Annotated in this window: 27 protein-coding genes and 2 pseudogenes (1 of these 29 cut by a window edge); 18 read left to right on the top strand and 11 right to left on the bottom strand. The window is 47.1% G+C overall.

The window, feature by feature from the left end; all coding sequences use genetic code 11:
- Nucleotides 1-97: 97 nt before the first annotated feature.
- From ACIHKT_RS02865 to ACIHKT_RS02850, 4 genes are read right to left on the bottom strand one after another with little or no spacing between them, the layout of a single operon-like run.
- Nucleotides 98-1,846 carry a glycoside hydrolase family 13 protein gene (locus ACIHKT_RS02865; protein WP_086035394.1) on the bottom strand — a complete coding sequence of 583 codons (1,749 nt, stop codon included), beginning with the start codon at nt 1,844-1,846 and terminating at the stop codon, nt 98-100.
- 57 nt (nt 1,847-1,903) lie between these two features.
- Nucleotides 1,904-3,196 carry a maltose ABC transporter substrate-binding protein gene (locus ACIHKT_RS02860; RefSeq protein ID WP_174193340.1) on the bottom strand — a complete coding sequence of 431 codons (1,293 nt, stop codon included), beginning with the start codon at nt 3,194-3,196 and terminating at the stop codon, nt 1,904-1,906.
- Between the two features lie 27 nt (nt 3,197-3,223).
- On the bottom strand, nt 3,224-4,048 hold the full coding sequence (locus tag ACIHKT_RS02855; protein WP_086035392.1) for a sugar ABC transporter permease: 825 nt from the start codon (nt 4,046-4,048) through the stop codon (nt 3,224-3,226).
- A 3-nt stretch (nt 4,049-4,051) separates the two neighbouring features.
- Complete coding sequence (locus tag ACIHKT_RS02850; protein ID WP_086035391.1) at nt 4,052-5,383, bottom strand: carbohydrate ABC transporter permease; 1,332 nt, start codon at nt 5,381-5,383, stop codon at nt 4,052-4,054.
- A gap of 106 nt (nt 5,384-5,489) precedes the next feature.
- Between ACIHKT_RS02850 and ACIHKT_RS02845 the strand changes: the two genes are divergently transcribed.
- Nucleotides 5,490-6,401 carry a LacI family DNA-binding transcriptional regulator gene (locus ACIHKT_RS02845; protein ID WP_086035390.1) on the top strand — a complete coding sequence of 304 codons (912 nt, stop codon included), beginning with the start codon at nt 5,490-5,492 and terminating at the stop codon, nt 6,399-6,401.
- Between the two features lie 71 nt (nt 6,402-6,472).
- Here ACIHKT_RS02845 and ACIHKT_RS02840 read toward each other — a convergent pair whose 3' ends face one another.
- The 6 genes and pseudogenes from ACIHKT_RS02840 to ACIHKT_RS02815 form a co-directional block, all read right to left on the bottom strand.
- Complete coding sequence (locus ACIHKT_RS02840) at nt 6,473-7,162, bottom strand: starch-binding protein (RefSeq protein WP_086035389.1); 690 nt, start codon at nt 7,160-7,162, stop codon at nt 6,473-6,475.
- A 64-nt stretch (nt 7,163-7,226) separates the two neighbouring features.
- The gene (locus tag ACIHKT_RS02835; protein ID WP_086035388.1) at nt 7,227-8,087 is read right to left on the bottom strand and encodes a class B sortase; all 861 of its coding nucleotides are present in this window, start codon (nt 8,085-8,087) and stop codon (nt 7,227-7,229) included.
- Nucleotides 8,088-8,400: 313 nt separating this feature from the next.
- Nucleotides 8,401-8,622 (bottom strand): annotated as a pseudogene (locus tag ACIHKT_RS02830) (hypothetical protein); the annotation flags it as partial.
- A gap of 15 nt (nt 8,623-8,637) precedes the next feature.
- Nucleotides 8,638-8,814 (bottom strand): annotated as a pseudogene (locus tag ACIHKT_RS02825) (DUF2213 domain-containing protein); the annotation flags it as partial.
- 206 nt (nt 8,815-9,020) lie between these two features.
- Entirely contained in the window at nt 9,021-9,221 is a 201-nt protein-coding gene (locus ACIHKT_RS02820) for a CPCC family cysteine-rich protein (RefSeq protein WP_086035387.1), read from the bottom strand.
- 1 nt (nt 9,222) lies between these two features.
- Complete coding sequence (locus ACIHKT_RS02815; protein WP_157658903.1) at nt 9,223-9,996, bottom strand: hypothetical protein; 774 nt, start codon at nt 9,994-9,996, stop codon at nt 9,223-9,225.
- 289 nt (nt 9,997-10,285) lie between these two features.
- On the opposite strand from ACIHKT_RS02815, the gene ACIHKT_RS02810 reads away from it, so the two are divergent.
- The gene (locus ACIHKT_RS02810) at nt 10,286-10,579 is read left to right on the top strand and encodes a hypothetical protein (RefSeq protein ID WP_157658902.1); all 294 of its coding nucleotides are present in this window, start codon (nt 10,286-10,288) and stop codon (nt 10,577-10,579) included.
- Between the two features lie 107 nt (nt 10,580-10,686).
- On the opposite strand, the gene ACIHKT_RS02805 is transcribed toward ACIHKT_RS02810, so the two are convergent.
- Complete coding sequence (locus tag ACIHKT_RS02805) at nt 10,687-11,268, bottom strand: site-specific integrase (protein WP_086036821.1); 582 nt, start codon at nt 11,266-11,268, stop codon at nt 10,687-10,689.
- Here ACIHKT_RS02805 and ACIHKT_RS02800 point away from each other — a divergent pair.
- The 16 genes from ACIHKT_RS02800 to ACIHKT_RS02725 form a co-directional block, all read left to right on the top strand.
- Nucleotides 11,267-12,001: a PBSX family phage terminase large subunit gene (locus ACIHKT_RS02800; protein ID WP_236849664.1), complete on the top strand. Its 735-nt coding sequence runs from the start codon at nt 11,267-11,269 to the stop codon at nt 11,999-12,001. The genes ACIHKT_RS02805 and ACIHKT_RS02800 overlap by 2 nt on opposite strands.
- Before the next feature lie 4 nt (nt 12,002-12,005).
- A complete protein-coding gene (locus tag ACIHKT_RS02795; protein WP_086035383.1) occupies nt 12,006-12,530 on the top strand; it encodes a phage portal protein in 525 nt (174 codons plus the stop codon).
- A 3-nt stretch (nt 12,531-12,533) separates the two neighbouring features.
- Nucleotides 12,534-13,475 (top strand): phage portal protein, encoded by a 942-nt coding sequence (locus ACIHKT_RS02790; protein WP_086035382.1) that lies wholly within the window; start codon nt 12,534-12,536, stop codon nt 13,473-13,475.
- Complete coding sequence (locus ACIHKT_RS02785; protein WP_086035381.1) at nt 13,475-14,986, top strand: hypothetical protein; 1,512 nt, start codon at nt 13,475-13,477, stop codon at nt 14,984-14,986. The genes ACIHKT_RS02790 and ACIHKT_RS02785 overlap by 1 nt, the downstream gene beginning before the upstream one ends.
- Nucleotides 14,962-15,120, top strand: coding sequence for a hypothetical protein (locus ACIHKT_RS02780; protein WP_157658900.1), 159 nt, complete (start codon nt 14,962-14,964; stop codon nt 15,118-15,120). The genes ACIHKT_RS02785 and ACIHKT_RS02780 overlap by 25 nt, the downstream gene beginning before the upstream one ends.
- 170 nt (nt 15,121-15,290) lie before the next feature.
- Nucleotides 15,291-15,869: a phage scaffolding protein gene (locus ACIHKT_RS02775; protein WP_086035380.1), complete on the top strand. Its 579-nt coding sequence runs from the start codon at nt 15,291-15,293 to the stop codon at nt 15,867-15,869.
- A gap of 65 nt (nt 15,870-15,934) precedes the next feature.
- Nucleotides 15,935-16,474: a N4-gp56 family major capsid protein gene (locus tag ACIHKT_RS02770; protein ID WP_274379836.1), complete on the top strand. Its 540-nt coding sequence runs from the start codon at nt 15,935-15,937 to the stop codon at nt 16,472-16,474.
- The gene (locus ACIHKT_RS02765) at nt 16,363-17,016 is read left to right on the top strand and encodes a N4-gp56 family major capsid protein (RefSeq protein WP_338084225.1); all 654 of its coding nucleotides are present in this window, start codon (nt 16,363-16,365) and stop codon (nt 17,014-17,016) included. Before ACIHKT_RS02770 ends, ACIHKT_RS02765 begins: the two co-directional genes overlap by 112 nt.
- Before the next feature lie 7 nt (nt 17,017-17,023).
- On the top strand, nt 17,024-17,368 hold the full coding sequence (locus ACIHKT_RS02760) for a hypothetical protein (RefSeq protein ID WP_086035379.1): 345 nt from the start codon (nt 17,024-17,026) through the stop codon (nt 17,366-17,368).
- A gap of 1 nt (nt 17,369) precedes the next feature.
- Nucleotides 17,370-17,711: a hypothetical protein gene (locus tag ACIHKT_RS02755; protein ID WP_086035378.1), complete on the top strand. Its 342-nt coding sequence runs from the start codon at nt 17,370-17,372 to the stop codon at nt 17,709-17,711.
- Between the two features lie 5 nt (nt 17,712-17,716).
- Nucleotides 17,717-18,070, top strand: coding sequence for a hypothetical protein (locus ACIHKT_RS02750; protein ID WP_157658899.1), 354 nt, complete (start codon nt 17,717-17,719; stop codon nt 18,068-18,070).
- A gap of 13 nt (nt 18,071-18,083) precedes the next feature.
- Nucleotides 18,084-18,662, top strand: coding sequence for a hypothetical protein (locus ACIHKT_RS02745; protein ID WP_404352711.1), 579 nt, complete (start codon nt 18,084-18,086; stop codon nt 18,660-18,662).
- Between the two features lie 62 nt (nt 18,663-18,724).
- Nucleotides 18,725-19,111 (top strand): hypothetical protein, encoded by a 387-nt coding sequence (locus tag ACIHKT_RS02740; RefSeq protein ID WP_177344997.1) that lies wholly within the window; start codon nt 18,725-18,727, stop codon nt 19,109-19,111.
- 188 nt (nt 19,112-19,299) lie between these two features.
- A complete protein-coding gene (locus tag ACIHKT_RS02735; protein WP_086035374.1) occupies nt 19,300-22,089 on the top strand; it encodes a phage tail tape measure protein in 2,790 nt (929 codons plus the stop codon).
- Nucleotides 22,040-22,726 carry a hypothetical protein gene (locus ACIHKT_RS02730; protein WP_404352709.1) on the top strand — a complete coding sequence of 229 codons (687 nt, stop codon included), beginning with the start codon at nt 22,040-22,042 and terminating at the stop codon, nt 22,724-22,726. The genes ACIHKT_RS02735 and ACIHKT_RS02730 overlap by 50 nt, the downstream gene beginning before the upstream one ends.
- Nucleotides 22,727-22,771: 45 nt before the next feature.
- A protein-coding gene (locus ACIHKT_RS02725) for a peptidoglycan-binding protein (protein ID WP_174193402.1) crosses the window boundary here: on the top strand, nt 22,772-23,142 show its 5' portion. Its footprint extends 817 nt past the window's final position; 371 of the gene's 1,188 nt are visible here — the first part of the coding sequence; its start codon is at nt 22,772-22,774; its stop codon lies off the right edge, out of view.

The following is a 23,142-nucleotide window of genomic DNA, read 5'->3' as shown; positions in this document are numbered from 1 at the left end:
CCGACCAGATAAACATTGATGCCGTCACCATAGTCAGCAGATGCATTGTTCGCCTAAAAACGGCCTAAAACCTGTGTGTGCCTGCCTCACTTCCCGGTTAAAACAGCCTGCAAATACATCCGCTAAATGGCTCTAAAACCCCATTTTCCCAACTCTCTGTACTGATTAACGGTTCAAAATCATCCTGCAGGGCAATCGTTTTTTTCTGGTCCGTGTTATTCAGCACAGTTGCCAACCTGCTTTCTCCGCAGGCTCTGATTAGGTAAAACACACCTTCTTCTGCATACATACGAATTGTTCCATACTGCAGTGCTTTTTCTTTTTTGCGCAGTGCAATGATTCTCTGATAGAAGTGAAACAAATCCTCGTCCCAGTTTGCACGGTTCCAGTCAAATGTTCGCCGGCAGTCCGGGTCACCGCCGCCTTCCATGCCAATCTCACTTCCATAATAAATGCAGGGCATCCCCACATAACTGAACAAAAATAATACTGCCATACGCAGCAGGCGCTTATCCCCGCCGCACCATGTTAAAAAGCGCATAGTATCATGACTGTCCAGAAGATTAAGCATGGCAAAATCGGCTTGCTCGGAATTGCACATTAGGAAGCCGGAAAGGTCTTCCGTAAACTGTGCGGCGTCCACCTCCCGCCGGGCAAAAAACTGGATGCACGACTTTGTGACTGGGTAGTTCATTACGCTATCAAACTGGTCACCCTGCAGCCATGGAAAAGCATTGTGCCAATTTTCTCCTATAATCAATGCTTCTGGATTTATCGCCTTTACGGTCTTGCGAAAATCGCGCCAGAAGCCATGGTTCACTTCGTCTGATACATCCAACCGCCAACCGTCAATGCCAGTGTCCTTTGTCCACATGGAAACAGTATTCAAAAGGTACGCTTCCAGTTCCGGATTTTCCGTGTTGAGTTTTGGCATACTGGGGCTGGTACCAAAGACGCGGTAATTCAGGCGGGAAAGGTCAAGCGGCTTGGTGTAATCATGCGCTTCTTCCTCAGTGAAGCGCCCCACCGGAAAGCTGTCGATGTGGAACCAATCTTTGTAAGGAGATTGCTCCCCGCGCTCCAGCACATCCTGAAACGGTGCAAATGACCAGCTGCTGTGGTTGAACACACCATCCAGCACAACGCGGATGCCCATCTCATGTGCCCGCTGCACCAGTTTACAGAGCAGTTTTTTGCTGCCGAACATCTCATCCACTTTACGGTAATCCGTTGTATCATATTTATGATTACTGGGTGACTGGAAAATCGGTGTCAGGTAAATTCCACTCACACCAAGTTCCTGCAGATATGGCAATTTGTCCAGCACCCCCTGCAAATCACCGCCGTAAAAGCTCTGCGATTTTGGCGGCTGTCCCCACGGTGTCAGCGGTTTAGGGTCATTCGTGCGGTCACCATTGCAGAAGCGCTCCACAAAAATCTGATAAAAAATGGTGGAATGTACCCAGTCCGGAATGCGGTGCAGGTCGGTTTCATTGATATACGGGTACTGAAAGTAATGGAAATAGGCATTCTGGTCATCAAACGTATCCGTAAAACCGGATTCCGAGTAAACCAGCGTCTGGGTACCATCGCTCACTTCAAAGTAGTACCCCAGCCGTGAATCCTCTGTATGAAAACGATACTGGTAGTAATCAAACAGCCGGTCGGAGAAAATTTTCTCCATTTTATATGCTTTTTTATCCTGCCAGCGATGCTTCAGCGAAATTACTACCCACACCTCTGTACAGTCGTCCTTCGCCGTACGCAGCCGGATGTCTAAATCCTTGTCTGTGTACGCATAAGCGTAGTTGCTTTTTGGAATATGACAAAAACCCTGGAGATTCAAAATATTATCCTTCTTTCCTGTTATTTGGAACGTGAAGCCGCAGCTAAATTCGAGATTTTATTCTTCTTTCAGGAAAGAATCCCAATCGCTTTTTGCCTTGGTCGCAGCAGCCTTCGGCGTCATCTGGCCGTCAAAAACTGAAGGTCCAACGTTGGCACAAATCGTCCAGAAGTAACTGATGCGCTTGGCCGTCGGCATTGGAGTGGATTCGTTGAAGCATTTTACAATGGCACTGAGCTGTTTGTCCTGTGCCAGTCCCTTAATCTTGGAAATGTCTTTGCGGGAAGTAACGCAGGAAGCATCAGAGTAAAGCAGTTCTGCACCCTCATCAGAAACCAGATACTGTGCAAAAAGCTGTGCCGCATTCGGATACTTGCTGTAAGCGGAAACCTGTGCATTCTGTACAAAGGCGAAGGAAGTTTCTTTCTTACCATCATATGTTGGCAGCGGCGCTACACCAAAATCGGTCTTGGAGTCACGTAATGTCTTGACGTTCCATGGGCCGCTGATAAGATAGGCAGTCTTACCAGTAACAAACTGATTGGTCAGGAAGTCCCAGTTTGCAAGGTCACCGGACGCGGCAGGCATCAAATCATGATACTTTTTAAGTACCTCCAAGCCCTTTTCAAATTCTGGTGTATCAAAATCAGGTTTGTCATTGTCTGTGCCGTCTTTTCCAAAAGGCTTGTAGCCGTATGTACTCAGCATTGGATAAATAGTTGCACCTTCACTGACATTAGAAAGGAACCAGAATTTATTCTGTGATGCGTTGTTAAAGCTCTTTGACTCCTTCAATAGCTGTTCAAAACTTGTCGCCGGAGCACCTTTGACCAGCTTCTTGTTGTAGAACATCACATAGGTTTCAACGGAGACCGGGACACCGTAAACACCGCCGTCCACGGTGACCGTCTTCATGGCAATGTCGCTGACATCCTGCTTCATTTTTGCAGTAATGCGGCCATCCAACTTCAGCAGAAGCCCCGCCCGCTGATTCTCAATGGTTTTGTCATGCGGGCTCATAAAGACATCCGGTCCTTTGCCAGAGACAGTTTCCAGATTCGTTTTGTTCTGGTCATAGACGCTGCCGTCCTCAGCAGTAACCGGCACACCGTACTTTGCCTCAAATTTCTTTGCAATCGCTTTTGCAAAATTCAGCTGGCTTGCGCTGCTGGTACGGAACGTCAGTTTTGCGCCGCTTTCCGGTTTCAGTTCACCGGTCGCGGAGGAAGCGGCTGCGCTGCCCGCCGCAGAAACGGTTTTTGCGTTTTGCGGCAAAGGCTTTCCGCAGCCCGCCATAGAACCAGCCATCAATACGCTGAGTGTTAATGCAAGCACTCTTTTCGATTTCATAATCATAGCCTCCTAGTATAAATAACTTCAGCCTTTGTTTGCACCTGCCGTAATACCCTGTACCAGATATTTCTGGAAAACAATGAACAGAATCGTAATCGGCACGGCAATAATTACAGCACCGGCGGCAAACATGGTGAAGTTTGTGTTTTCACGGCCGGTAATCAGACCATACAGGCCAACAGCCAGTGTTTTGCTGGTATCGCTGGAAAGCAGCATATTCGGCAAAATATAGTCCATCCACGGCATCATAAACTGGGAAACCGCGCAATATGTAATGATAGGCGTAGAAAGCGGCAGTACAATTTTACGAAATGTTCCAAAATACGAACATCCGTCAATGTAGGCTGCTTCGTCCACTTCTTTCGGCAAGCCGTCCAAGTAGCCCTTCACCAGCCAGACATTATAAGGAATGGCACCAGCCACATAGATGATTACCAATGCAACAGGTTTATCCAGCAGGCCGAAGTTCAGGAACAGCGTATACAGCGCTGTCATGGACAAAAAAGTCGGAAACATGGACAACAGTAGAATCGTCATCAGGCTGGTCTTTTTGCCCTTGAATTTAAACCGGGACATAATCCATGCTGTAATCAGAATCAGTGCCACACTGAAAACTGTATTCAGCACTGCGATTGTCAGGGAATTTAAAAACCACCGCTTATAATTCGTTTGCTGAAACAAATGGCGGAAATTATCAAGCGTCAGTGTTTTTGGAATCAGCGAGGTGGTTGCAAGACCGTTGCCCGGATTAAATGCGGAAAGCACAATCCAGACAATCGGTATCAGCACCAGCGCCGACATAAGTATTAGTTCCAGATGCACAAAAAAGGAATCTACTCTTTTTTTCATACCTCACATCTCCTTAAATGCATTGGTACGGCGGAAGTTCCAGATGGACACAGCAGCAATAAAGAGGAAAATCAGAATGTTCATGACCGCTGCCATATTGTACATCCGCTGGTCCAGTGTTAGCTTGTAAATCCATGAAATAAGAATATCCGTATCGCCCGCGAACTGGTAGGAAGGATTGGTCGGTCCGCCGTTTGTCAGGAAGTAGATGGAACCAAAAGCATTGAAATTACCCGCAAGGTTCATAACAATCAGCGGTGCGGTTGCGTTGGTCAGCAGCGGCAGCTTGATATGTGCAAACACCTGCATCTTATTTGCACCGTCAATTTCTGCCGCTTCGTACAAATTGGTATCCTGATTGGACATAATGCCAAGCAGCATAACCATAAACTGTGGGAAACCCATCCACAGGTTTACCAGAATTATAGAAATCTTCGCAATTGTCGGGTCAGTCAGAAACGGAATACGGCTGTGAATCAGGTGTATATCCATCAGGAACTGATTCAGTGGCCCAAACTGCCCGTTAAGCAGATTGCGGAATACCAGAAGTGAAATCATACCCGGAATTGCCCATGGCAGGATAAAGATTGCCTGAAAGATACCGCGGTGTTTGACATGGCGGCTGTTCAGAATAAGCGCCTGAAACAAGCCGAGAAAGTATGTGGAAAAAGTTGCGCACACTGCCCAGACAACTGTCCAGCCCAGCACACTGAAGAAAGTTTGTGACCAAATCGGCACATTGAAAAGCTTGGCGAAGTTTTTCAGTCCCACCCAGCTGACCAGCTGTGCCGGTGGCATATGGTTTGCATCATAGTTCGTAAAGGCTGTCAGCACAGAAAACACAATCGGCATAAAAACGACCAATGCAATAATGATACCGATTGGCAGCAGCACCAAATATGGAAACGCCTTGCGCCGCTGGATACGGCCTGACACCGTTTCAATCTTCCCAGTTTCATCCAGCTGCCGTCCAAGCCGGTACGCGTCCCGGATATTCCAGATGAAAATGCCCACAAACACCAGCAGTCCCATCAGCGCTAAAATTCCGTTGATAAGCAGCATCGTGGAATGGTCGCCGCCAACCCCCGGCACTGTGCCAAGTGTGAACAACCCCCACAGCCCTTTGGTGAAGTAGCCGCCGTAAATCCCTATGTCAAAGTTCTGAATTTCACCGGTAAACCAGTTGAGCCAATAGCCGGAAAGCAGCTCAATCGCCACCAGCAATATCTGCACCGCAAAGAACAAAATTCCCCGAACTTTCTTTTTTGCAATGAAAAACTGTCCGCTTCCCCAAAAAATGCAGGAAAGGATAACAGAACTGACTTTTTTCTTCATTTTTCAACCTCCCTAAATATCTTCCCACAAAAACAATTTTCAAATTGCCATTCATTTTTACCGGTGCTATAATAGCCACATAAGTACAAGGAAGAGAGCGCTATATATGGAAAATCGTAAAGTCACCATGCGAGATATTGCAAAAGACTGTGGTATCTCCGTCGCCACGGTATCCTACGTTCTAAATCATTCCGAGAAGGAGAAAATCAGCCATGAAACACGGCTGAAAGTGATGGAATCTGCCACACGGCTGCACTATGAACCGCATGCAGTGCGTGCTTCCAGCAAGACCAGAAGCGGTCTGATTGGCGTCATCATTAACCTGAAAGAAAGCAACTCCGCCGGAAAGAAAATGCTTTACTACGACCTTGCCGCCGAACTGAGCAATCAGCTGCGAACCATGGGTTACGAAACGATTCTCATCACCACCCGAAATCTTTCACAGGATATGGGCGTTGTGAAAAAGCACAGTTTGGATGCCGTCTTTATGATTGACACCGACAACCGGACAGTGCGAAAAATCACCGAAGGTTATTATGTACCCATCCTGTTCATGGACTGTATGGTGAACGACCCGCTATTCTGTGAAATCCGACCCAACTATGGTTCTCTGTTTACAACGGCAAAAGCACTGCTGCAAACGAAGCAGCCCTTTCTTCTGACGGAGGATTTCTGCTGTCAGTACCTGATGGATGAATTTTCTCAGTATTTTCTGACAAAAGACATCTTCATCAATTCCCCAAGTGCCAGCCTCCCGGCTTTTCTGCAAAGTCACGGGGGGCGCCGCGGTATTGTGCTGGGGGATTTGCTAGGTGTGCAGGCACAGCAGCTTTTCCCCTGCAAAGACCTTGTCATTTGTGCGAGTCTGGGAAGTGCTGGCCTTTTCCAAACCGGCTCACAAATTCTACACATATCCAACCGGACCAAAGCGGTGGTCGCCACGGAGATTCTGCTGGATATGCTCTCACTGGATTATCAGGCCAACAGCACCAACTGTGTTCTGCTGGAAAGTGAATGACTCTCATAAAAGCCGGGGGCTGCAGTGTTTTACTGTGCCCCCGGCTTTTGCAACTTTGGCTGTAAAATTTGTTAAGCCTTTACTCTTTTGCGGATGAGAATAGTACCCATACCGGCAAGCGCAAGCAGCGCAGCGGTTGTAACAATAATCGGTGCGTTTTCATTTGCGTCACCGGTCTTCGGGGAAGCATCAGTTGTTGCCGTAGAATCTGTGGAAGTTGTTGCGGCGGCTGTGCTGCCTGCCTTGCTGGAAGCCGCGGTGGTGCCGTTTTTCGTCGTTGCCGCTGTAGCTGCAGGCTTTGGGAATCCGGACTTTGCTTCGGTGTACACGGTAATTGCCGCACCCGCCGGTGTATAATTATTGTTGTTGGATTCGGTTGCACCGCCCGGCACAAACCAGTAAGCGTCCTTGTCAGCTGCAAGGTCCTTCGGTGTGTGATTTGCGGTCTGGTGCGGCTTTGGCTGCACATTGTCATTGAAGATAACATTGAAAGCCGTGCCTGCTGTGTACTTCAGTTCATACCAGTTATCTGTGCCGGAAACCTTGGTCATCTGTTTGCCGGGCCATGCCGGAGTACCTTTGATATTTCCGGAGCCTGCCCACATATAGGCGTATACATTGCTCCATTTTTCTGTGTTCTGGAAATAGATGGTTACCTCCTTGCCTGCTGCCGACGCGGGAACAGCAGTCATTGCAATCGCAGATGTCATCACCATAGCCATTGCCATGATGCCCGCTACCAGCTTCTTAAACCTTTTCATTTGTAATCTCCTTCCGAATCAATAATGTTTTTATTTCCAATGAGTCAGGTGAACTTTTAGGAGTTCATCTAACCTTTTTGGCTACGATTACAAGCCGGCCATCTTCCACATATTTATAACAGGTGGAAAGGGTCAGCAGCTGGTCTCCGTAAGAAGCGGTCATGCCGGTAGTGTAGTCCTCCCGCTTCTTCACATTCGTTATGTAAGTATTGAAAGCCTCCTGCGTTTCAATATCCGCATACTGATAATACTTAAATGCTTTACTGTCTGTTGTGTAAATTCTGGAACGAAAAACCGCTATTACTCGATAGTCCCCCATGCCGTATGGTGTATCAAAACGGATAATCGGGTGTTCTTTGCAAAAGTTCTGGTTCAAATATCCTAATAGTCCGGCAAAGGCGGTACCATCCTTCATATTGTGACCATACACCAAGTAGTTTCTGCTCTTTTTCAGTGTGGACTTTGCATCCAGAAACGGAAGTCCGCGGCTTTCCTCCTGTTTTTTTAGATTGCGATGCAGGTAAAATTCAGGATTCTTAGGCGTCTGCATAACCGGATAATTCACCTTTGTACCCTCAATCTGTATCCATGCTTCTATGTCGCTGTTCTGCTCCTGCAGCTTTTTAAACCGCGGTTGGGCGCGTACCGATGAGGAAGCAGTGGAAGCCTTGGATGCTTTGGATACTTTAGAAGAAAGTGTGGCAGAATTACATGCAGAACTGCCGGAGGGAATTTCCCGGCTAGAAGAAGCCTGCTGAGAAGAAAATGCAGCTTTCTGCAGAGCGGTCATCTGCGCTTCATTCTCTGCGGCACTGACATGGTAGGCAATCAGCCATACCGTGCAGGCTGCAAAAATAATCAGGAAGAGGAGCAGAAGCTTTCCCCTTGGCTGGGACATCTTTCCCTTATTCTGAAATCCATCCATCACGTATTTCCATTTTTATCACCACTTTCGATTCCTCGGTACGAAACAAATATAACATTTGTGCCTTTCTTTGTCAAGCATTTTGCATAATTATTTCTATTTATTTCAATTTTAAGTGTACAAATTGCACTGAAATTTAACTTAACTTAATTTTTGTTAAGTAGCCAAATTCAAAAAAGATTCAGGTGCCGCGGGATTTTTTACCATTCCCATGATTTTGTTAAGCACTTGAATAAAACTGCACGGAAATTTTAAAAAATTTTACGCACTGTAAAGTGCTTTGCCCCAATGATGGAAAATCACCGCCCCATGACACGGAATTGTTAATATCCAGCAGAGTCACCGTACTACCGGTTACGCACATTCCGATGTACCCAAGCAGAGCGCCACAAATGTCCACTTCACAGGAAACCGGAATGCCACGGGTGTTCATGCGGCTATCATCCTTATGGGCACAGTTGGATACCAGCAAGTCAAATTCACTGTTTTCCTGTATTTCCACACCAAGGTCATACAGCGCTTGAATTGGTGCGTTGCTCTCAATATTATGGATTTCGTCAATCAGCTGTGGGTCTGTTATGAATAGGTCCGCTACCGTCATTCCAGCGTTTGGACCTGTCCCTTTTCTTATGTTTTGTGTGTGCCCTTTTTCATACAGCTGTATATTATCTGCCGTTACATCTTCGGAAGGGTGGCCATTGGTTAAAAGGCTTTGACTGCTGCGCATGAGTCAGCTTTTTAAAGACTTTGTCGAAAGTATCGCCTTCCAATATTCCATCTGACAAAAAGCCGCCCAATTTCCGCAGGGCAGATTTATAAGAAGCTTCTATATGCTTTCTAGCTTCCCATGCCTTGAACTTCATCCTTTATCTCACTTCCTCACGCAGGGCATAAAAAAGCCGCCTCGAAAGGCGGTTAATTGTTCTGCTGAAATTATCTTAATTGCTTTCCTTGCCGATATGCCTCTCGTGCCTCATTCAGACTCATTTCGTTGGCACCGCCTTCAAGGTCGGGCTCATCTAATTGAACCCCATCATCTTCCCAGCCACATACAGGACAAATTTCGAAATCATCTGCATGTTTAAAAACCGCTTTGCCACATACAGGGCAAACTCGAGGATTGTTACGAGTCATATTAAATCCCCTCCCTTTTCTTCCATTTATCAAAATATTTCTTTCCTAATGTTGGTTTAAACATTGTGGCTATTCCGCCATTAGGATCTCCTTTTGCAAAATCGTTGGTCCTTACATCGTATCTTGCAACCGCTCCTGCTTTTGTAGCATACCCAAGAATATGCTCATTAGTTTCACTTTGGACTAAGTCTAACGCCCTTTTTGCATATTGTTCTTTCGTCATTTCTGGATACATGTCTTTATGGCCGTGGTGCTTGCTGTCTCCATCCCAATGCCTGTTAAGGTTCCTCTTAGAAAATCCTTTAAGAAAAGTGTTTTTCCCTATGGCACTTATTTTTTGATAAGATTTAAGTTTACCACTATTTTCTTCATTTGTCAACTGTTCGTTGGGGCTTTTCGGTAATTTACCGTCAGGGCTTTCTCCTTTTGCTCCAAACTTTCCATCTTCCCGCCGCGGGTGCTTATTTTCATCAAAATCCGCATCATCAGCAAATTCTTCATCTGGCGTATTTTCTGGTATATCTGTTGGCGTGTCAGTTGGAATATCTCCAATGTCAGGCATATTGTCTGCATCTTTAATGTCTTCATCTGAAAGCTCACTTAACTCTTTCAGTGCTATTTGTGTGCTGATAATGCCCTCGCTGTGCGCCTGTACAATCGCATTTACTTTGCTGGTAGCAATATCGGCCTTTTCTTTTTCTTCCGGCACACGGACAGGGCTAAAAACCATCTGCAAATCATCTGCGAATGCAGCGCAGCCATATGTGATTCCCATACACCTGACAGGGCAAGAGAAGCGGAGATCCATTCTTCGCTGGGCCTTGACTGAACATAAATGTCCGCCGACCTGCCAGCGGACATCATATTCAGAGAAGCAGCCATTACATGGACCGTCTTTACTTTCTGATAGTCACGGGCAGTAAGCAGTTCAGCAAGACCAGGCTGCCGCACCGGTGTCACTTTAAAAACAGCCGGTATTCGGTTCTGATAAAAGATTTTCTCACATAAGCTGATTTTCTGCACTGTCTGCTCCGTTTTCATATAATGAAAGGGACATACGCAATTTGCACGATACGTATACCGGCCATTCAGCCGAAGCTTCCAGTCCCCTACCTGGAGGTCTTTTTCCGCTGGCATGGCGTGAAGCATTATTTGCTCTATCGTTAGAATTTGTTCCTGCACTTTGCTCTCTTCCTTTCGGGTCCATGCAAAAGGTCCTGAAAACAGCGATTGCCATTTTCGGGGCTTTTTTATTTGGTGGGCCATCAGGGATTCAAACCCCGGACCGACCGGATTATGAGCCGAACTTAAAAAGCCTTAAAAACGGCGGTGCTATGCGACTTTTCATCCTTGCTTGACTTGCATCTGACTTGCATCAGATAAATAGGAATCAAGCTTTTGCATACTGCTGCGCTTATACAGTTTGTCAAGATGGGTGTAAATCTCTAACGTGATTTTAATATCACTATGCCCCCATTTGGTCACGGGCGGTCATCACATCCACGCTGGCAAGGTACATCAACGTGCAAAACGTATGGCGCAGTTGGTGCGGCGTAAATGTCTGTATCCGCATAGGGAGCTGACCCTGTAAGTTCCCATTCGCGTCTTTTTTATGCGCCGCTAATTTATTTTTCTTTCCACCGTATCCGTACTTGACGTTTAGGTCAGTCATATAGCTGCGCCAGAGTACACGCCATGCCTGATTAGTCATCATTTGATTTTTTGCCGTATGCACAACGTACATACAAATAGGATGTTCGGAGGCCTTTTCGGTAGTCAGAAAATTCGTCAGTATCTGCGGAATTTGTACGATGCGGACACCAGCAGCCGTTTTGGTGCTTTTAAGTTTTGGCTTGCCCCCAATCATCTCTACGGCTTTATCAACTCTGATTGTATCCGCCTGCAGATCAACATCTGCCCAAGTAAGCGCAGTCGCCTCCCCCCTGCGCAGCCCAGCGTACATCATGAGCATGGCTGCCCGCTGTGCGCGGTGTGGTGTATCAGTTACCCAGTGCCGCTGTTCCGGCGACGGCGCCTGCATCATCATGGACACGAACCCGGATAATCCGGCGCACTGGATGAAAACCGATTACATTGACAGAGCCAACGGCAAAACGATTGTGGAATTTCACTGGACGCTTGACGACAACACATTCTTGTCGGACCGGTATCGGCAAAATATCAAAGAATCCACCCCGTCCGGGATGTTTTATGACCGTGATATCAATGGCGCATGGGTGTCCGCAGATGGCATGGTATACCCTGATTTTGACGAAAAAATTCACTATATCACGGCTAAGCAGGTTCCAATTGATGAAATCAGCCGCTGGTTTGTCGGCGTTGATTTTGGCTGGGAGCACTGGGGCGCATTCGTGCTGATTGGCCGCACCCAGGACGGGCGGTATTACCTCACAAAGGAGTGGGCGGCACAGCATCGGCACATTAATGACTGGATTGCAATTGGCCTAAAGATTAAAGAGTGCCACGGCAATATCAACTTTTACTGTGATTCAGCACGGCCGGACTTAATTCAGCAGCTTCGTGTCGGCGGTCTGCGTGCAATCAACGCACGAAAAGACGTGCTGGCGGGAATTGCCGAGGTTGCAACACTGTACAAGCAAAAGAAACTGTTTATCGTTAAGGATTCTGCCCCGCAGTTTCAAAAAGAAATTTACGGTTATGTTTGGGAAAAAGACGCTAACAAACCGGAAAAGACAAACGATGATGTGCAAGATGCAATAAGATACGGAATTTATACAGACAAAAAATATGGGAGGTGATTATGTGATACCAGATTTTATACAGTCTGAATTAGTTGGTCCATATGGTTACGATGTCCTTAACAAACTCGGAAAGATTGAAGCCTACTATGATACATATCAGAACGGTGCAGATTTTACCGTTGACAGTTCAGCCGACTACACACCGGCAAAGCTGCGCAGCCACCAAATCAAGCAGCTTATACGCCGTGAAACTCAGTTTATGTTCGGCAAGTTTCCTGACTTCCTTGTCTCCTGCCCTGATGAAGCAAAAGTGGACGGCAACAAGCCAAACGAAGCTGCCATGCAAACTTACATAAATGCTGTTATGAAATCGAACCGAATGCCGGTTAAGCTTGTGCAGGGCGCGCATGACTGCTGTATTGGTGGCCGAGTAGCGCTAAAGGTGAGTGTATCAGAAGAAAAATTGTCAATTATGTTTGTGCCCGCCGACGGCTTTGTTTACGAAACCGCCATGGATGACGTTGACACACTGGAACGCATTGTATTCTTCTACACCATGGTTGATGATGAAGACCGTTCTCGATAGCGGATGTGGGTACAAAAGTACTGGATGGACAACGGCCGCTGTTTCACCAGTGAACGTATTACAGACGGTTACGGCGCGCAGCAGCAGTGGGGCGGCACAAAAGAAAATGTTGACACAAAGTTTGACCGCATACCGGCATACGTTATTTTGAATGACGGTCTTTCAGGCGACACCGATGGTGAATCTGAAGTTGCCGAGCTTTCCGATGATGATGCCTGGTACGGAAAACTGAAAAGCTACAACATTGATGCCTTGCGCAAGGGAATGAACCAGATCACCTGGATGTCCGGCGTTGACCCGGAGTCGAGTCAAAATTTCCGCTACGTTCCGGGTGCACTGTGGGATATAAAGGCAGACCCGTCACAAGCTTCCGGCGACAGCAACGCCGCGACAGTCCATGTTGGTACAATCTCAAATGGGTTTGAATATTCTGCTGCTTTTCAAAACAGCCTTTCAAATATTAAGCAGGATATGCGTGACCTGCTGGGAATACCAGACCTTAACCAGGAAAGCACGAAAGATATGATTACTTCCGGAAAAGGACTGAAAGCATTGTACTGGCCGCTTATTTGCCGCTGCGAGGAAAAGATGGCTTCCTGGAAACCAGCGCTTGAATGGCTTGCCGAGCTACTGCTTAGTGCTGCTGATGCCTTCCCTGCCCTGCATCAGGTGTATGGGGACTTTAAGGCGGCACCGTACGCTATTACGATTGACAATCAGTATCCTCTGCCAGAAGATGAAGGCGACGAAAAGCAGCTTGATCTGTCCGAAGTCAACGATAAAACACGCAGTGCAAAAAGTTATATCATGAAATGGGGTGGCGCCGCCACCAAGGGCACTGACCCGGATGATGCAGACGCAGAGCTGGAGCAGATTGCAAAGGAGCAGCAGATGTTCAACGACAGTTTTGTTGCTGAACCAGAGCTGATCGGTGGTGCTGAGTAATGTCGGGACGCCTTGGAAATTACCTTGACCTTGTTGCCACGGCACAGAAAAAGCGGCTTGAAATCACTTTACGACAGGAAAAACAGATTGCAAAAATCTATTTGCAGACTGCGGACGAATACGCAAGAGCTGCATCTCATTACGATCATGATTCTCTTACTTACCGTTGGCTTACCGATTACGCGCGGGCGCTGCAGCGTGGATCCCGTGTGCTTTACTCAAAGATTGGTAAGATAACCGCGGCTTCTGCTTTGGAAGCCGCACAGGCCGCCGCAGGGGCAGAACGGCAATTTTATTCCAGTATGGCACCTTATCTCTCCCGCCAATTTTCGGATGTGTTCTCCAATATTCCGCAGCAAGTGACGGATGAACTGATGTCCGGTGGAATCTATAAAAACTTTGTTGGGTTATCTACGAAAATATGGGACTACCAAAAGAAATACAAGCGCGACATCAGCACTATTATCACGCAGGGCATCAGTCAGCAGAAGTCGGCATTCGACTTGTCAAAGGATCTTGAACTGTACTTAAGGCCGGAAGCAAAGAAACCGTGGAACTGGGGAATTGTTTACCCCGGTTGTGCGCAGAAGGTTGACTACTGTGCACAGCGCCTTGCCCGCACCTCTGTTTCTCATGCCTATCAGCTGTCTTTTCAGCGCACTACACAGGATAATCCATTCGTTGAAAAGTATCAGTGGCACAGCAGCAACAGTGGGCGCGTCTGCCCCCTTTGCCGTCAGCGCGATGGCAGACTGTACGACAGAGACAAACTACCGCTTGACCACCCGAACGGAATGTGTGTCATAACGGCGGTCATTTCGAAAAGCTATGATGAAATCGGTGCGGAACTCGGCGACTGGGCCGCCGGGGAAAGCGATAATCCGGCGCTCGATAGGTGGCTGGGAATATTTCCTTCTGAATCCGGGTATACCGGTACAAACATTTCCCGCATTGGTTCCAACAGAGTTGATCTAAGCTATATAAAATCTACCGAATTCCGTAGCAAATTTAGCCGTTTGACAGAGAACAGCGCAGTCAATGACAGTATCCGCCGACACGCCACGGCCATGCTGATTAATCAGAACGGAACGGATGGCGAGGACTTATGCATTATTGACGCTAAAACGGGCAAACTATTATTGAATGCACAGGGGCCAAAGAACGCACTTGGAGTATCTCCGCCAGCAGATAGGATTGAGTTCTTGAGAAAAAATTATAGCGGCCAAATGATTGGACTACATAATCACCCGACAAATTTACCTCCCACCGGCGCTGACTTTTCAGCATCTGGATACCGTAGATATTGTTTTGGAATCGTTGTAACCCATGACGGGCAGGTATTTAAGTACGCACCGGGTAGTAAGGCTTTTGGGCCCCGAATTATTGATGAACGCATTGACAAATACAAACACCCACCGTATGATTTAGATGTTAAACAGGCTTTTCAACAAACGCTTAATGAAGTAGCAAAGGAGTATGATATTAAATGGACAGAAATAAAATCCATGTAAAGGGTAGCCCACCAAAACAGCCGGATACCTTTATATCCCATCCCAATTTAACCCCGGAAGAGCGCGAAGAACGTATCCGAAAAGCGGACGAAGAAAGCAGAAAATTAACAGACTGGCCAAATCCAGATCAGTAAACCACCCCCCAAATGGCAGGGTGGTATTTTTATGCCTAATTTCAGAACGAAGCAGCCCTGTAAAGGCTGCTTTTTTCATATCAAAATTTGACCGGCCCGAAGTCGCAAAACTACGGGGCAACGGAGGATCGGAACCTCGTTAAAAACGTGTGTTGTGAAAGGAGAACTTTATGGACAGAAAGTTTTTAGCTGACCTCGGTCTTGAGAAAGATGTTATTGACAAAATTCTTGACCAGAACGGCGCGGAAACAACCGCGCTGCGCACCCAGCTTAAAACCAAGGACACCGAAATCAGTACCCTACGCACTGACCTTACAGCCACCAACGGCAAGGTTGCAGACCTTGAAAAGGTGGACACTGCCGGTTTGCAGAAGCAGCTGGACGAGGAAAAGGCCGGCTGCAAAGCTGACCGGCAGAATTGGAATCTGAAAGCTGCGCTTGCAAAAGCGGGCTGTAAAGACTCTGATTATGTCATGTACAAGCTTGGTGATACAGTTGAGTATGCAGATGACGGCAATCTGAAAAATGTTGAAAAGTTGATTACGGACTGCAAGACGAACTACGCCGCAATGTTTGAAGCAGAGCCGCAGCCCGCAGGCGGCACCGGCAGTGCGGGAAACTTTCCCCGCTCTCGCGAACCTGCTAAACCGGAAGTAACAAAAGAACAGTTTGACAAAATGGGCTATATGGAGCGCCTGAAGCTCCATATAGAGCAGCCCAATGTTTATGCTGAGCTGTCCAAAGAATGAAAGGACTGTTTTAAATGGCAACAAACCAAATAACTAAACTTACCGATTTAATTGACCCGCAAGTCATGTCCGACATGATCTCGGCAAAGATTGAAAACAAGATCGTCGTAACCCCATTTGCAAAGATTGACCGTTCCCTTGTTGGTGTGCCCGGCGACACCATCACCGTGCCGCAGTATGCCTACATCGGCGATGCCGAGGATGTGGCCGAGGGAGCAAGTGCTACGACCTGCAAGCTGACAGCCTCCACCACTCAGGTGAAAATCAAAAAGGCTATGAAGGCCGTTTCTATCACGGATGAGTCGGTTCTCTCCGGTCTCGGCAATCCTGTCGGTGAAGCAACGTCGCAGCTTTCCAAAGCGATGGCTTCCCACATCGATGCGGACGCAATTTCCGCTCTGCTGACCGCGACGGTTCTGCTGCACAGATTTCCTACAACGGCATCATCGACTCAATCGATGAATTCAATGAGGAAGTCAACAGCGAAAAGGTCCTGTTCATCAATCCGAAGCAGCTCACCCAGCTACGCAAAGACAGCAATTTTCTCAGCGCGGATAAGTACGGTGCGGCGAACCTTGTCATGGTCACTGGGGAGGTCGGCATGATTGCAAAGACTCATATTGTACCTACTCGGCGTGTAACGCTTGACAGCACCGGCGCTTTTTATACCTGCCCACTCGTCAAGCTGACCAATGACACCGAGACCGAAGACGACACTGCAGCGCTCACCATCTACCTCAAACGCGACACCAATGTTGAAACTGAGCGTCACACATTGTCACGGACCACAGACATCTCCGCCGATAAGTTCTATACGGCGGCGCTCTCCGACCAAAACCGTGTTATCCTCGCAAAGTTCAAGAAAGAAATAAGGTGGCATATTATGGCTGACATGACCCCGCTTGGACAGCTTAGAATGCTGTGTCAGGAAGACCGTGTCCCCTACTTTACGGATGAACAGCTACAGTTTCAGCTTGACATTGCACAGGGTGACATAAGATTTGCGGCATATCACTGTCTTATTGCAAAGGCTGAAAACACTACTGTGCAGCTGTCCGGCATGACCATCCCCGATACTTCACGCTATTGGCTGCGGCTGGCGGCTATGGTGCGCCCTACCGCTTCCTGTATTATCAAAGGCGGGTGACGATACCATGCTGACACAAAACGCTTATACGCTGACACAGGCCATAAAGCATTGGGGCAAAGACTTCACCGTCACACGTTTCGGCACAAACGAATACGGGGAGCCCATCGGAAATATTCCGGTGGGCTCTTTTCGCGGGCTGTTCCACACATCCAGCAGATACCTTAACATTACGCTTCAAGAATCTGCTGCTGTCAGTACCGCGAAAGAGTTGCGGCTGCTTACTCTGTCGACCGACAAAGTACAGCAGGGTGACACCGTCACGCTGGACAACAGGAAGTACAGCGTAACCGGTACAGATGATGTCGGTGGTCTTCACCTGTGTACCGACATATCGCTGCAGGAGGTTTAAAATGCCACTTGATTTATCAGAGATTTATACAAGCCTGAACGCGTTGCCGGGCAGAGTTGAAAAAGCGGTAGCAGCTTATGGCCAAACCACCGCCAAAGCAATCGAGGCCAACGCTAAAAAGGACCGCCCTTGGACAGACCGAACAGCCCAGGCGAGGCAGCGCCTTCATGGTGATTGCACCCACATTGATACTGGAATTCGCATCAGCCTTTCGCATGGTGTTGCCTATGGTGTATACCTCGAATTTGCGCACGAAAAAAGGTATGCCATAATTTACCCGGTGCTGCGTGAAGGATCGGGAAAAGTTATGCATGGCCTTACAGGGCTGTTTGAGAGGTTGTAATGTCTATGGACTGGAAACGACTTTATCTGTACTTAAAGGAACACGGTTACGACGTTTACAGTATGGGGCAGCACAAAGGGAAATGCACCGCACCTTATATTGTTTTATGTAATAACGGGTCGACAAGAACAGGCGTCATAGAATATTCGCTGTATGAGCTGCTGCTATACTATCCCACCGCAGAGTACAGCAATTTTGAAAGCTACATTGATGGGATAGAAAAAGCTCTGAACCCCCTCTTCCCCACTCTCAAGCTGACCGACGGACCGGGAGTCCATTACCTTGACACAGACATAAACGCATATATGACGAGCCTGACTTACCAAGTACAAAAATTTTCAGCAACAAACAGAGTTTGAAAGGATGATATAAATGACACAGACAATTAGCAAAATGACCGGGCAGTCAGAAATACACGCCTCTATGGTGGAATTTGTTCCCGAGGATAGTACAAGCCCCGGGTTTGCGACAGAAACTATCAACAAGGTCAGTGCAGAGCCACAGACAAAGACCACAGATGCCGTATCAAACGAATGCAAGGGACAAATTCTTGCAACAATTCCCGAAACAACAACTGTAACTGGAACAAAACTGACGCTTACCGGTGTCACATTATTACTGGATGCTCTGCCGCTTTTACAGGGCGGCGCGATTGAAAAAGATGAGGATGGAACGTCTTTTAAATCTTATACACCACCAATAAACGGCCAAGTATCCGGTGCGGCGTTTACGACAAATGTATATGAGGCTGTCATGGAAGGCAGCAACGTAATGTATTATCACAAGGTTTCCTACCTGCATTGCAAGGGCACTCCAATTTCGATTAACGCAGAGGATAACACATTCTTCGCTCCTGAGTATACGGTCAACAGCACCCCCGGCAAGGATGAAGCGCCATACAAAATCACGAAAGTGGAATCTTTACCAGTTTACAACTACGTGAAGAAATGAGGTAATCATATGGCTGTGACGTCAATTGAAAGTATAAAAAATATTCCGATAGAGAAGTTGAATTGCCGGGGTGGGATCCTGATGCACCATTTGTTGCAAGTTTGCGGCGCCCATCCATGTTTGCCCTCGTATCTGAAGGAAAGATTCCGAATGGTTTGTTAGGGCCTGTTGCAAAGCTTTTCGGTGATGAGAAGAAATACACTGAGAAGGAAATGGGCGAAAACTTCAAGGAAATGTCCGAAATTTATATCATGATGGCGAAGGTTGCGCTTGTTAAACCGACGTACACGGAACTTGAAAAAGCAGGTGTTAGTTTAACAGACGAACAACTTTTGTACATTTGGAACTTTACACAGACGGGGGTAGACGCTATGCGTCGATTTCGTGGCGTCAAAGCGGATGCTGAATCTGATGGCGGTATCGCAAGTGTATCACAAAAGGCCGAGTGAACTGGTCGGAGGATTAGACGACTACACAGCCTATTGCTTCGATGAGGCAGCTCTATATTTACAGAGGCGCCGGGAGGATGGGGAGGAACCAGTTTACGTGTCAGAAGCGTCTACTCTTGCTGAATTTTACGGATTATCAGAAGACGATATACCATGGGATAAGAGCGAAACAAACAGGGGGCGATTAGATGCCTATTGATATGGGTGTTGCAAAGGGCCATATCGACATTGATTTTCGGAATTTGCAAACCGGCGTTGCATCTGCCACTAAGCAACTTAAAAGACTAAGCAGCGAATACAATCTGCAGGAATCGTCCCTAAAAAAGTTGGAGGCCGGGTTAAAACAGTCTGGCTGCGCTTTTCAACAGGCGGCACAGCACTCACAATACCTTTCAAATGAACTACAGTCCGCCAAAGCAAAAGCTGAAACTTACAATCGGAGCATTGCGGGGCTTAATGCAGTCATTGAGAAATCAAAGGCCGCGCAGGCGGAGCTGGCGCCGAAAATTGAAAAAGTAAGCGCACAATATGAACGGGCGCAGGCCAAAATAAAAGCTGCATCAGAGACCTACAAGGCCGCTGCAAACGCCACCAAAGAAGCGGTTAAAGCGCACGGGGAAGACAGCGAAGAAGCGAAGGCAGCGGCGCAGGCGGAAGAAGCAGCAGGAAAATCTTATAATTCCGCCCGCAGCAGCGTGGAAAAGTATAAAAATGAGTTGCTGCAGCTAAATGGCAAGCAGGAAGCTTATAGGCTAGATATTGAAGGAGCCAAAGACAAGACTGTTGAGTTTCAGACAGCACTTAACAGGTCACAGGCGGAAATAAAGAATCTGTCCAGTCAGTTGGCAACGGCGCAGAGCAAACTTATTACATTTGGCACAGCAGCGCAGCAGGTGGGTAAAAAATGGGAAGCTGCGGGCAAAAAGGTCAACGAAATAGGAAACGGGCTGACCCTTGGTGTATCCACTCCCCTTCTGGCCGTAGGCGGGGCTGCATTGAAAGTTGGCAATGACTTTGAGTCGCAAATGAGCCGCATCAAAGCAATTTCCGGTGCAACAGGAACCGAGTTCGAAAAACTAGAAAAGCAAGCGATTGACCTAGGCGCGCAAACATCATTTTCAGCTACCGAATCGGCAGAAGCGATGGAAAATTTAGCTTCGGCTGGTTTTGGAACAAATGAAATTATGGAAGCCATGCCGGGAATGCTCGATTTAGCCGCATCATCGGGTGAAGACCTTGCCAGCAGTGCAGATATTGCGGCTTCAACATTGAGAGGCTTTGGGCTAGAAGCAGGACAAGCAGGTCATGTTGCGGATGTGTTGGCAAAGAACGTCGCAGACACAAACGCGGCCATTTCAGATACTGGCACTGCAATGAAATACATCGCCCCGGTCGCGCATTCTGCGGGGTGGTCTTTGGAGGAAGTTACAACCGCAATTGGCAAGCTTGCAGACGCAGGTATTAAAGGTGATCAGGCAGGCACTACGTTGCGCGGCGGATTGGCACGACTCATGCAGCCGACCAAAGCCATGAAAAAGGCTACGAAGCAGTGCAGCACAGAATTTTATGATGCCCAGGGCAAAATGAAACCGTTGTCAACAATCATTGACGATTTGCAAAAAGGCACTGCAAAGATGACAGATCAGCAGCGCGATAACGCTTTAGCAACTATTTTCGGTACAGAGTCGCTCAGCGGTTGGAAGGTGCTGCTGGGATCCAGTAAACCAGAGCTGGATAAATTAACAAACGGTTTAAAGAATTGTGACGGGGCCGCAAAAGACATGGCGAATACCATGCTTGACAATACGGCAGGAAGTATAGAAGCTATGAAAGGCTCTCTGGAAACGGCCGGAATCACTTTACAGAAAGTAATGGCGCCGTCTGTCAAAATGATTGCAGATGATGTGACTAATCTTGCAAACAGCTTTTCAAAACTTCCTTCACCTATACAAGCTAACATTGTAAAGCTAGGGGCGCTTGCGATTGCAACTGGCCCTGTTGTGAAAGGCATCGGTGGAGTAATCTCTGGTGCTGGAAAAGCGGCTAAAACTGTCGGAAAACTTTCTGAAAAGCTCGGAAAAAAAGGCGTTGCGGCCGCCGCGGAAGAAGCGGCAAAAGCGGCTGGAGGAGCATCCTCTGCCGCAAAAACCGCGACAGCTGTTACTGGGGAGGCAACTGGATCAACTAGTGGATTAAATCTTGCACTGTCTGGCGTAGCCAAATCTGCGGGTCTATCTGCCGCCGGTGTCGGTGCCTTTGCCGGAGGCGTTGCTGCATTAGGTATTGCTGCTTATGCACTCGAAAAGCATCTTACACAAGCCGATTTGGCAAAACGGTTCGGGGAAATCACTCTTTCTGCTGAAGAATGCAGCACTGCAGCAAAGGACTTTGTTGATACAAAATGGTCCGCAAAGTTAAGTTTAGTTACCGATGCAAAGAAAAAATTGGACGAAACAAAAAAGCAAGTACAGGACACTGGTAAAGAGATTGAGAAGTATCACTATATGGCAACAGCCGGTATTAAGCTTACCGGCAATGAATCTCAGTCATACAAATCTGCTATAGGCAAGTACATAAGCGATTGCCAGGAATATTTGAGACAAAAGCAAGTAACTGGGGAACTTGCTATCAGCGCTTCATTTATCCCTACATCTAAAAGTTACAGTAGTTTGAATAGCGCGCTGGATGGTCTGTATAGTACATACAACGCAAAGTTGTCTCAGCTGTCAAAACAGATGAACAACTTGACTACAGCTGCGCTGAAAGACGGTGTGATTGACGCGGACGAGAGCAAAGCTATTGAAGCTCTCAAAAGCAAGATGCAGACGGTCGTTGATACGGTTAGTTATGAAAAGTACGATGCGCATCTTAAAGCATTGGAAATTACAACAACTGACACACGACTTAGTCTGCAAAGTGCTGGGCAACTTGCGGCAGAAGTTAGTAAAGAAAACGCAGTCTCAGCTGGACAAATATAATCAATCATATCAGTTGACGGTTGATGAAATTCAATTTGCACTTTCGCAGGGGGCCATAAGCCAAAGTGATGCAAAAGAACTCACAACTGAGGCGCAAGGCCAATTAAATGCACAAAAAACAGATATTGTGCTAAAGGGATTCACAGTATCCTTTGACACAAATATGCGCAGTTTTGAATCTGATTTGAATAAAGTCGGGAGCAGCATCACAGAACTGTTTTCTTCTAAAGCGTCAACTATCCAAGATGAAATGGCACAAGTAGACAATCAAATCTGGGATAACATGAGCTTGACGGAACGCAATAGCCTATCAACAGCATACAACAACTGCAAGAAAAGTTGCGACCAAATGGAAAACAGTTACCAGGATATTGTCAAGGCCGGTGAAGTGCCAAATAAAGCTTTTATGGACGGCTACTTAAAAATGGACCTCGCCAGAGCCATTGCAACACATGGCACGCCCTACCACGTCATTGCCAAAAGCATCATGGATAGCAACGATAAATCAACTGTCATGAAAAAATTGCAGGAAGAATTTGATACCCTTCCGAAAGGCGTACAGAATGCTCTTAACAAAGATTACGGTATTATAAAAGATTCATCTGGAAAAATCATACAGCAGCGACTTAAGACATAGCAAACAGCAGCGCAGGTGTTACAGGCGTCTTACAAACAGTTTGGAATGAATATTTCGACGGGGCTGGCAGAATCACTAAACAAAGCCGGACCGGAGGTTCAAAAAGAAGTACAAACGCTTTTTGGGAAACTGAAAGACGAAAAGGGGTTGTCTACATCTGAGCTCAAAAGTTATTGGGGTGACTTGGGTTATACGCTCCCAGAGAGTATGGCTGAGAAGCTGCAAAAGGCGGGTCCTAAAGTACAGAAGGAAGCATCTGACCTGTTGCTGAAACTGGAAAACGGTACAAAGTTATCGGGTCAAGAACTAAGCACTTACTTTAAAGATATCGGGATGAATGTTCCGAAATCGTTGTCTGCCGGGCTTAGCAGCATGAGCGGGGAAGCACAAAAGGATGCTGCGAATTTGCTGGCAAA

The organism is Caproicibacterium sp. XB2 (assembly GCF_044880635.1).
GTDB classification, from domain to species: Bacteria; Bacillota; Clostridia; order Oscillospirales; family Acutalibacteraceae; genus Caproicibacterium; species Caproicibacterium lactatifermentans.
This window is presented reverse-complemented; position numbering and strand designations above follow the sequence as displayed.